Genomic DNA, 9,102 nt, shown 5'->3' on the forward strand with positions numbered 1-9,102 from the left:
TCTGACGGAATACTGAACATTCCAATCGGCTACCAGGTCATCGATCTACCTGCGGCGCTTTCCGCATACATTCGCCGGCTCGGGCCGGGATCGCGCCCTCTGATTGATGCCACCCAAGTGTGGATCACGCAGGCAGGAGGAGAACTGAAGATGTATTTTGGAGGCCTTGAGCATGCCTCCGCCGATTAACCGCGCCGCCCTCCTTGCGCGATCAGTAGGTCACACATCGACTTGGTCAGTGGAATTCCAGTGATCTCTTCGAGCCAGTACCATTGCCCGTTCGGGTTGATTTCCAGGAATACGTACTCACCCTCGGCAGTGAGGACAAGGTCGATGGCGCCGAACTGCAGCCCGAGCCGCCTCACGAGCTGAACACAGAGTTCACTAAGAGGGGCTGGCAACTCCATTGGTTCGTGGGCCAGCACATAAGCTGGCGCTCGGCGAAAGTCCACGCGCGACTTCCGCGTCGCCTGCGACGCAATCCCGACCGCGAAGACAGTTCGCCCCATCACCGTTACTCGAATGTCCATCAGTTTTGGAATGAATTCTTGCAGGTAGGTCGGCCCGAATCGCACAGACTGGATTTCATCCATGTCTTTTTCAGTGACGAGGTGGGTGTAGATGGTCCCCGCTCGATTGGGGTAGAGGATCCCCGGATCGGAGAGGACCTTAACGATTGCCCCTCGGGGGCATGAAGAAAGAAATGCGGAAGCCTTCTTCACATCGTTGGTAACAGTGAAGCGAGGGATGGGAAATCCCATCTCTCCGGCAATCCTGAGTTGCGTGACCTTGACGGACGACCTTCTTACGCGTTCCGGATCACTCACCCAGCCGCTCAGAAATCCTCCTCCCCATAGGCTGCGGATGAGATGAGCGCACTCATTGCCCACCCACTCCTGCTCCGGGCCCAATAGTAGGTCCGATAGCTCAGGCGCACCTGGTCGGCGATACCATACTGCGGTGACCCGGGAAAGATCGATAAACTCATCGTCGTGGTGAGCGAGGAACGCCCGTACCCCCGCCTTGGTGGTTTCGATGGCGACGCGGGAGCTCCCCGGAAAATTCGCCGGGTCGTAGACCGTCCATTCCGCACCCCGGCGGGAAAGCTCCGAAGTGACGGGCTCGACATGCGCGTCCAGTTCCGAGTTGGAGACGATCAAAATCAATGTTTGTAACCCAAGTCCGAGAACTCGATATCTTGAAAATTTGACGTGGTATTCAAGGATCCCGTGAGCCGTGCGCGCTTCATGAAATAGCCCACACCCTCTGACAGTTCGTCGATGTCCTCAAAGTCGGTCCATTCGACGGCTACACGCAAGGTAAAGGGAACAGGGCGGCCCTCCCAAGGGTCGCCCTTATTACCCGCTCTTACGGAATCATCTTCCACTGACTCCACTCATGCCCCCAATTACGGGTCAAGCTTGATCCGTGTCACGGTCGCCGCATGCCCAACCCGGGCCTGACTTGTGACAGCTGGTTCCGGTGCTCTGACCCGCCGTGCGGGTCATGCCTGCGTCCCCCAGCGCCTTCAAAGTTGCTTCCATCTGCCCTGGCTCGACAGTGAGCATCAGGAAGTCTTCAGGTTCTTCGTTGGATTCGGTCACGGCGATACTCCACTCTATTTCTTCCCTGAGCGGTGGCGTGCGCCATCTACTGACGAATCTACGTCAGTCACCCGAATAGCGCATCCTGGGTATTGAATGACAATTCAACCGCTCTGGTAATGCTTGTCGGCGGACCGGAGATGCCCTACTCGGCGGGGGCGCCGCTGGGTCGGTAGACGACGGACGGGCAGATGGCGCAGGCACGCGAGCCTTCCTGGGCGAACCACTGGCAATCGGCCCGGATGGCGCATCGTGGCAAGCACTCCGGAGTTTCCGGGGTGGTGGGGGCGCCGGCGCTGATCAATCGGCCGATGAGCGAGCAGTGACGGCCACTCCAGTGCTCGCAGCCGTCCTCTCTGCAGCCATCGGCGAACCGGAACCGCGACTCGGGGTCGCCGTGCTCCCCGCAGGCCGCGGAGAACGTTTCGTCGACAGTGAGCGGAGGACGCAGGTACCCGAGACGTCCGTCTTCACCCAGTACACCGATCAGTACGGCACCCTCGTGGCATGTGGAGCTTGGGCATGTGGTGCCTTGCGCCTGCCGCTTCGGGGAGGCTGATGAGCTGGCGTTGGAGGCCGGGTCGCGCATTCATGCCCTCGTCGGCTTGACACGAACTCCCTGCGTAGGGCCATGCGCTCCCAGGGATTCCACCGCGAGGCCCTGTCCCAGGAGGTCGACGGATCGAGCGTGGAGATTTGTGGTGGCAAGTTCGACAAGCACCGCCTTTCGAATAGCGGCGTCGATGCGCTGCACCACCTCATCGGGCAGGTCGATTCCATCGATGTCGACCTGGAATTTCTGACTCTTACTCGCCATGGACAAGGATTCCTTCGCACTAGGTCTTCGTTGCCCAAGCAGCTCCGCGAGGTATGCGCTCCGCGGTCACCGCTCTCGGTCAACCAACCACCGGGCTGGGCGCCGCGCCACTGATCGAGCTCCGTATGGGTGGTCTGGCCCAGCGGATGTCTGCCGGCGGCGACTCGTCTGCCTACCCTGACAGCATCGGAACCCAGTGATCCATCACCTGGCGAAGACGCTGGGGCCACGTCTTCGCAGGCGTCGAGCCCGGCCGTCCATGTGGGGCTACGCCCCAGAACGTTGACCGAGACGCTGTTGCCCTCGTCATCAGCGAGCGCGATGAGCTCGCTCGGGGCACTGTCGCCCATGGCTGTCCTCTTCATTTTGTCAGGACGGTCAGGGGGTGGTGGGGTGGCGGGTCGCGGCGGCGAGGAAGGCGTCGTTCTCCGCGGGGAGGCCTACCGTGACGCGGACGCCCTCGCCGGGGAAGGGGCGGACGAGGACGCGCCGGGCCGCGCAGAAGTCGGCGAACTCCGTGGCGCGGCGGCCCAGCGGTAGCCAGACGAAGTTGGCCTGGGACGGGGTGACGGGGTAGCCCTCGCGCAGGAGGCGGTCGGTCAGCCGGGTGCGTTCGCGGACGACCTGCGCGGTGCGGGCGCGCAGCTCCGCGGGGCGGTCCAGGACGGCGAGGGCGGCGGCCTGGGCAATGCCGCTGACGGCGAAGGGCACGGCCACCTTGTGGACGGCCGCCACCACGGCGGGCGCCGCCACGCAGTAGCCGATGCGGACGCCGGCCAGGGCGTACGCCTTCGAGAAGGTGCGCAGGACGGCGACATTGGGGCGCCGGCGGGCCAGTTCGACCCCGTCGGGCAGGCCGGGGTCGTCGGCGAACTCGCGGTAGGCCTCGTCCAGGACCACCAGGACCGTTTCGGGCAGCCGGTCGAGGAAGGCCTCCAGGGCGCGGGCGTCGACGGTGGTGCCCGTCGGGTTGTTGGGGTTGCAGACGAAGACGACCCGGGTGGCCGGGGTGACGGCGTCGAGCATCGCGTCCAGGTCGTGGCGGTGGCCGGCGTCGAGGGGAACGGTGCGCGCGCGGACCCCGGCGACGCGGGCGAAGACGGGGTAGGCGTCGAAGGACCGCCAGGCGCAGAGCATCTCGTCGCCCGGGGCGCAGAACGCCTGGACCAGGTCGCGGCAGAGGCTGACCGATCCGCAGCCCACGGCGATGCCCGCCTCGGGCACGCCGAGCGTCCGGGCGAGCCGGGCCACCAGGGTGTCGGAGAACCACTGCGGGTAGCGGTGGCCTTCGGCGGCCGCGCGGGCGATGGCGTGGACCACGTGGGGCGGTGGCGGCAGGGGGGCTTCGTTGGAGTTGAGGAGGACGGCGTCGGGGGCGGTCGCCGGGATGTTGTAGTCGGGGACGGTGGCCAGGTCTGCGCGGACGGCAGGGGTCACGGGGCTCCTAGGCGAGGCGGAAGACGGCGTCGGACAGGGCGCGGATGCGGTGGTGGTCGGCGCGGAGCTGCTCCTGGGTGTCTCCGGTGAGGAAGACCCGCAGGGGGCTGGAGAGCAGGTCGGTGGTGGGCCGCATCCGGTCGCCGGGAGCGAGCCGGGGCACGGCCAGGTGCACCGTTTCCAGAGCGGTGATCTCGGCCAGGGCTTCCTCGTCGACGGCTTCGACCAGGCCCTCGCGGGTGGTCCGGACGTGGACGACCATCCCCTCGCGGTGCTTGCGGTACAGCGTGTCGCCGGGGTGGCGGCGGGCGAACTCCTCGGGGCGGACGCAGGCCAGGGCGAGCAGGTCGGCCTGGTTGCCGTCCAGGCAGGAGTCGTGGTGGCCCGGGTCCATGAGGCCGTCGAGGCGGGCGCCGACCTCGACGAGCACGGGCCCGGCCGCGGTCAGCATGATCTCGGCGTGCGCGGCGCCGAAGCGGATGTCCAGGGCGTCGAGGACGGTGTCCAGGTAGCGGACGAGGGGTTCCACGGGGGCGGCGTCCGGGTCGAGGAGGACGTCGCGGTCGTAGACGGGCCGGGTGCCGACCAGGGTCTTCTCGTACCGCCACACCCCGCAGACGTGGCGGCCGCCGTCGGCGCCGCGGACGGCGTCGACGATGTACTCGGTGCCGTCGAGAAAGGACTGGACGAGCACCTCGGTGTTGCGGCGGCCGAAGATGTCGAGGCTGCCGAGGACCTCGGCGACCGCGCCCCGGACCTCGGCGGGGCCGCGGCAGACGGAGACCTTGTCGGTGGAGGCCGAGCTGAGCGGCTTGACGACGACCGGGTAGCCGTGGCGGCGGGCCCAGTCGAGGACCTCGTCGGGGTCGTCGGACTTCAGCTGGTCGGCGCAGCGGACGCCGGCGGAGCGCAGGGCCTCGGCCATCCGGTACTTGTCGCGGCGCACGGCCGAGGTGGCGGACGGGTTCCCGGGCAGGCCGAGGAGTTCGGCGGTCCGGTCGGCGGGCGGGACTCCGCTCTCCTGGCCGGGCAGCACCCCGCAGGGGCCGAAGGCGGCCAGTTCCCGCAGGGTGCGGGCGGGGTCGGCCGGGTCCTGGACGACGTTGGCGAGGTAGGGGCGCAGGTCCGGGGGCGGTACGCAGTCCAGGAACTCGGGGGTGCTCTGGAGGTGGACGACGTCGGCGCCGAGGCGGCGGAAGGCGGCGGGGAGGTACTTGCCGACGGAGTAGCCGTCGACGACCACGCCGACGGGGGCGCGGCTGCCCGGCCGGCCGGGGGCGGCGGGACCGTACCCGGTGCGCGGGGCGGGTACGGGCGGGGTGGAAGGGGTCGGCGGGGGCGGTGGGGTCATGGTGGGGTCCTCCGGACAAGAGCGGGAGCGGGGCGGCCGTTCAGGGGAGCCGGCGGGGGCGACCGGTCAGGGAAGCCGGTCAACCGAACCGGTCAACCCAGCCGGTCAGGGGAGCCGGTCAACCGAACCGGTCACGGGAGCCGGTCAGGACTCGGCGACGCTGACGCGGTGGACGGTGCGGGAGACGCCGGGGGGCAGGTCGGTGGCGACGTGGTAGGTGGTCGCGGTCTTCCACAGCAGCAGGTCGTGCGGGGTCCAGTGGTGGGTGTAGGTGTGCTCGGGGTCGGCCAGGAGGGTGTCGACGAGGTCGAAGAAGGCCTCGTTCTGGTTGGCGTCGAGGCCGATGACCCGGTCGGTGTAGGCGCGGGCCGCGTACAGGTAGCGGCGGCCGGTGTGCGGGTCGCGGGGGACGACGGGGTGCTCGACGGGCGGGTACTGGCGGGCGACCAGGGCCTGGACCTCGGCGATGGACAGGCCGACGTGTTCGGGTGCGACGCGCTGCTGTTTGGTGAGGGTGTGCAGGGCCGTCCGGTCGGCGAGGAGGGCCTGCCAGTGGGCCGGCATCCGGTCGTGGACGTCGGCGGCGCCGGCGAAGACGGTGTGCCCGCAGTCGCCGGGCACGTTGACTCCGTGCAGGACGGTGTAGGCGCTGGGGTCGGCCTCGAAGGAGGAGTCCTGGTGCCAGAAGTGCCCGACCCGTTCGATCCCGACGGGCCGGCCCGCCCGGCGTTCGTTGGAGGAGACGAGGATCTCGGGGTGGTCGGGGTGGCGCCAGTCGGCCAGGACGAAGGGGACGGGCCGGCCGAGCCGGGCGGCGATGCCGATCTGCTGCTCGGGTGTCAGGTCGATGCCGCGCACGACGACGAGGTCGCGCCGGTGGAGGGAGTCGAGGACCTGGTCGAAGACCTCGGGGACGGTCAGTTCGGCGTACGTGAGGCCGGTGTACTCGACGCCGAGGGAAGGGGTCAGGTCGCGCTGGTGCACGGGTGCTCCTTGTGCCAGGTGCGGGGGTGGGTACGGGCGGCGAGCAGCAGGAGGCCGGCGGCGCAGACGGCCGTGCCGGCGGCCGCCCAGGGGGCGCCGGGGTGGCCGGGGCCGGTGAGGTCCGCGGCGTGGCCGGCCAGTTGGGGGGCGGCGATGAAGGCGAGGTTGACGCCGCTGGAGAACAGGCCCATGGTGCGGTCGGCGGCGGGTCCGGCCAGCCGGCTGACGTAGTCGAGGAGGCGGGGGAAGACGACGATCTCGCCAGCGGTCCACACCAGGGTGGCCAGGACCAGCTCGGGGCCGGTGTCGGCGCTGGCCGTCAGCAGGAATCCCGCGCCGGCCAGCCCGTATCCGGTGACGAGGGTGGCCAGGTCGCCGACCGGGGCCATGCGCACGGTGAGGGGGACCTCGAACAGGACGATGCCGAGGGCGTTGACGGTGAAGACGACGCCCGCCCAGTAGCCGGGCAGCCCGAGGCCGACGATGACGTAGGCGGCGGCGAACACCGAGGGCAGGGCGTAGGCGAGCTGGACGGGCAGGGACAGGCCGAAGACGGTCCAGAAGCGGGTCCGCCGGGCTGCGGCCCCGCCGCCGTCCCCGTCCGCGCCGCCGTCCCCGTCCCCGTCCCCGGGCGCGGGCCCGGCCGCGGGGGCGTAAGGGCCCGTGGCGGCGGCCGGAGGCCGTCGGGTGCCGCGTTCGCCCCGGGCCTGGAGGAAGGCGGCCGCGCCCAGGACGGCCAGGGTGTTGGCCCAGAAGACGGCGCGGGCGTCGAGGGCGTAGAAGAGGGCGCCGAGCAGCGGGCCCACGGCCAGCCCCAGGTTGACGGCGAGGCGGTGGCAGGAGAAGGCGACCTTCCGCAGCGCGGGCGGGGCCCCGGCGAGGGTCGCCGCGTACGCCGCGGGCGTGGCCGTCTCGTAGGCGAACCCCCACACCAGCAGTGCGGCGGCGAGGGCGGGCAGGCCGTGCAGGAAGGGAACCGTCACGGTGGCGGCCGCGCCCAGCAGGAACCCGCCGCGCATCAGGGCGTGCGGGCGCAGCCGGCCGAGGAGCCGGCCGGCGGCGAGGTCGGCGGCGAGGGCGCCGACGCCGAACGCGGTGACGGCCAGGGCCGCGGCGGCGGTGTCCAGGCCGCCGTCCCGCAGCAGGTAGGGGGTGAGGAAGGGGTAGGCCATGGTGCCGGTGCGGAAGAGGAGGGTGGTGAGGAAGAGGGTCCGCAGGGGGGCGGGCAACCCGGTGACGGTCCGCCAGGTCTGGGTGATCACGGCCGGTCCGGGCCTCCCGCCGGGCGGAGCACGCCACCGGGGTTGAACAGGCCGGCCGGGTCGAGGGCCTGTTTGACGGCGCGGTGCACGCGCAGTCCGACCGGGCCTATCTCCCGCTCCAGCCAGTCCTGTTTGAGCTTGCCGACGCCGTGTTCGCCGGTGATGGTGCCGCCGAGGGAGAGGGCCAGGGCCAGGATCGCGTCGAAGGCGGTGCGGGCGCGGGCGTACTCGCTGTCGCTGGTGCGGTCGTAGAGCACGGTGGGGTGCATGTTGCCGTCGCCGGCGTGGCCCACGACGGCGACGGTCAGGCCGGCCGTGTCCCCGATCCGCGCGCAGCCGTCGATGAGTTCGGCGATCCTGCTGCGGGGCACGGCGACGTCCTCGGTCAGGCAGGCCCCCTGGGCCTCCAGGGCCGTGAGGCTGACCCGGCGGGCGCGCAGCATCAGGGCGCCTTCGGCCGGGTCGCGGGTGGCCCGCGTCCAGACGGCGCCGGACCTCCGCAGCAGTTCGTCCAGCCGGTCCAGTTCGGCAGCGCCGAGGGGGGCGGCCGCGTCGGACTGGCACAGGAGGAGGGCCTCTTCGCCCGCGCCGGCGAGGGCGGTGCCGAGGTGGGCGGCGGAGGCCCGCAGGGAGGTGCCGTCCATGATCTCCATCAGGGAGGGCACCAGTCCGGCCCGGACCACCCGGTTGACGGCGGCGCCGGCCCGGGTGACGGAGTCGAAGGCGGCGACGACGGTGCCCGGGGCGGCGGGCAGCGGGCGCAGGGCGAGCGTGGCCCGGGTGATGACGCCGAGGGTGCCCTCGCTGCCCACGAACAGGCGGGTCAGGTCGTACCCGGCGACTCCCTTGACGGTGCGGCGGCCGGTGCGCAGGAGGGAGCCGTCGGCGAGGACGGCCTCCAGGCCGAGGACGTAGTCGCCGGTGACGCCGTACTTGCCGCAGCACAGGCCGCCGGCGTTGGTGGCGAGGTTGCCGCCCAGGGTGCAGGTCTCCAGGCTGGACGGGTCGGGCGGGTAGTACAGGCCGTGGGCGGCGGCGGCCGTCTTGAGGTCCTGGTTGACGACGCCGGGTTCGACCACGGCGAGCCGGTCGTCCGGGTCGATCTCCAGGATCCGGTCCATCCGGGTGGTGACGAGGACGACGCAGCCGTCGACGGCGTTGGCGGCGCCGGTCAGACCGGTGCCGGCGCCGCGCGGCACGAGGGGGACCCCGGCGGCCGCGCAGGCCCGTACGCAGGCCTGGACCTGTGCGGTGGTGGCGGGCAGGACGACGGCGTACGGCCGGCCGTGCGGGGCCAGCGGCATCATGTCGCGGGCGTATCCGGCGGTGGCGTCCGGGGCGGTGAGAAGGCCCCGGTCGCCGACGGCGGCGCGCAGGGCGGTGGCCAGGGTGGCGGGCGGGGCGGCGGCGGGGGTCATGCCGGGCTCCCGTCGGCCGCGGTGAGGAGGATGGCGCGGGCCGGGCACAGGTCGGCGGCCTCGTGGACGGCGTCGGCGAGGTCCGGGCCGGGGTCGGGGTCGAGGAGCAGGACCACGCCGTCGGTGTCGTCCTGGTCGAAGACCTCGGGGGCCGAGAGCACGCAGTGGCCGGCGCCGACGCAGCGCTCGGGTTCGAGGGTGACGGTGACCTTCAACGGATCGGCTCCTT

General features: G+C 70.9%; 9 protein-coding genes. All 9 read right to left on the reverse strand.

What is annotated here, in order from left to right:
* Positions 1 to 185 precede the first annotated feature (185 nt).
* Positions 186 to 1,160, reverse strand: a complete 975-nt coding sequence (locus tag ACZ5NJ_RS03360; RefSeq protein ID WP_468762204.1) for an MvdC/MvdD family ATP grasp protein — start codon at positions 1,158 to 1,160, stop codon at positions 186 to 188.
* A gap of 255 nt (positions 1,161 to 1,415) precedes the next feature.
* On the reverse strand, positions 1,416 to 1,604 hold the full coding sequence (locus ACZ5NJ_RS03365; protein WP_468762207.1) for a hypothetical protein: 189 nt from the start codon (positions 1,602 to 1,604) through the stop codon (positions 1,416 to 1,418).
* A gap of 589 nt (positions 1,605 to 2,193) precedes the next feature.
* The gene (locus ACZ5NJ_RS03370) at positions 2,194 to 2,421 is read right to left on the reverse strand and encodes a hypothetical protein (RefSeq protein WP_468762209.1); all 228 of its coding nucleotides are present in this window, start codon (positions 2,419 to 2,421) and stop codon (positions 2,194 to 2,196) included.
* Between the two features lie 378 nt (positions 2,422 to 2,799).
* Positions 2,800 to 3,858, reverse strand: coding sequence for a histidinol-phosphate transaminase (hisC, locus tag ACZ5NJ_RS03375; RefSeq protein ID WP_468762211.1), 1,059 nt, complete (start codon positions 3,856 to 3,858; stop codon positions 2,800 to 2,802).
* A 7-nt stretch (positions 3,859 to 3,865) separates the two neighbouring features.
* A complete protein-coding gene (locus tag ACZ5NJ_RS03380; RefSeq protein ID WP_468762213.1) occupies positions 3,866 to 5,209 on the reverse strand; it encodes an ATP-grasp domain-containing protein in 1,344 nt (447 codons plus the stop codon).
* Positions 5,210 to 5,353: 144 nt separating this feature from the next.
* Positions 5,354 to 6,193, reverse strand: a complete 840-nt coding sequence (locus ACZ5NJ_RS03385) for a TauD/TfdA dioxygenase family protein (protein WP_468762215.1) — start codon at positions 6,191 to 6,193, stop codon at positions 5,354 to 5,356.
* On the reverse strand, positions 6,175 to 7,455 hold the full coding sequence (locus ACZ5NJ_RS03390; protein ID WP_468762217.1) for an MFS transporter: 1,281 nt from the start codon (positions 7,453 to 7,455) through the stop codon (positions 6,175 to 6,177). Before ACZ5NJ_RS03390 ends, ACZ5NJ_RS03385 begins: the two co-directional genes overlap by 19 nt.
* Complete coding sequence (locus ACZ5NJ_RS03395) at positions 7,452 to 8,873, reverse strand: FAD-binding oxidoreductase (protein ID WP_468762219.1); 1,422 nt, start codon at positions 8,871 to 8,873, stop codon at positions 7,452 to 7,454. Before ACZ5NJ_RS03395 ends, ACZ5NJ_RS03390 begins: the two co-directional genes overlap by 4 nt.
* Positions 8,870 to 9,088 (reverse strand): ferredoxin, encoded by a 219-nt coding sequence (locus ACZ5NJ_RS03400; RefSeq protein ID WP_468762221.1) that lies wholly within the window; start codon positions 9,086 to 9,088, stop codon positions 8,870 to 8,872. Before ACZ5NJ_RS03400 ends, ACZ5NJ_RS03395 begins: the two co-directional genes overlap by 4 nt.
* Positions 9,089 to 9,102 lie beyond the last annotated feature (14 nt).

It is taken from the genome of Streptomyces sp. NPDC032091, from assembly GCF_055580265.1.

Coding starts and splice junctions, on each gene's coding strand:
- ACZ5NJ_RS03370 (WP_468762209.1), bottom strand. CDS start 2,421: ATGGCGAGTAAGAGTCAGAAATTCCAGGTCGACATCGATGGAATCGAC.
- ACZ5NJ_RS03380 (WP_468762213.1), bottom strand. CDS start 5,209: ATGACCCCACCGCCCCCGCCGACCCCTTCCACCCCGCCCGTACCCGCC.
- ACZ5NJ_RS03395 (WP_468762219.1), bottom strand. CDS start 8,873: ATGACCCCCGCCGCCGCCCCGCCCGCCACCCTGGCCACCGCCCTGCGC.